A 766-nucleotide genomic window follows, 5' to 3' on the forward strand; every position below is an offset into this window, starting at 1 on the left:
CTCCATCTGGCAATTGTTTTGGTGGACGATGTCCGGCGCCTCCGTGTATCTGCTTCCTGCCGGCTGGGAGAAAGATCCTGTGCGGATGATTGAAGCGTTTGCCTCAGAAAAGGTGACGACCGCGCATTTTATTCCGGCGATGGTCAACAGCTTTTTAGACGCGCTGGAAACAGAGCCTACGGAAACAAGAACACGCCTCGGCAGAACCTTGACACGCGTGTTTGCCGGAGGGGAAGCTCTTTCACCGCTTACGGCTGCCCGGTTTGCCGATCTTCTGCCGGAGACCGTGCTTATTCACGGCTACGGGCCGACGGAAGCGACGGTTGATGCGGCGTTTTACGTCTGTGACCGAAAACGGGACAGCGGACGGACGCGGCTTCCGATTGGTAAACCCGTTCCGGGTGCCCGTCTGTATGTATTAGATAGCGGAGGAACCATCCAGCCTGCGGGCGTGGCAGGAGAGCTGTACATCGCGGGGACAGGGGTGGCCCGGGGCTATCTGAACCGGCCTGAGCTGACGGAGGAGCGTTTTCTCGATGATCCGTTTTATCCGGGAGAGCGCATGTATCAGACGGGCGATATCGCACGCTGGACAGAAGACGGCCTTGTCGAATGGCTAGGACGTTCAGACGGACAGGTGAAAGTCCGCGGCTACCGGATTGAACCGGGAGAGATCGAAGCGGCGATCCGGCGCATCGACGGCATTCGTGAGGCGGCGGTCACCGCCCGGAACGAACACGGCGAAACCGCGCTTTACGCCTATATT

1 protein-coding gene is annotated in these 766 nt (G+C 59.1%); it reads left to right on the forward strand.

Translation table 11 applies throughout. The annotated features are described in order from the left end of the window. A partial coding sequence (locus NQS30_RS21335; protein WP_350322353.1) for an AMP-binding protein occupies positions 1-766 on the forward strand: 766 nt, incomplete at both ends.

It is taken from the genome of Bacillus sp. B1(2022) (assembly GCF_040259625.1).
GTDB classification, from domain to species: domain Bacteria; phylum Bacillota; class Bacilli; order Bacillales; family Bacillaceae; genus Bacillus; species Bacillus velezensis.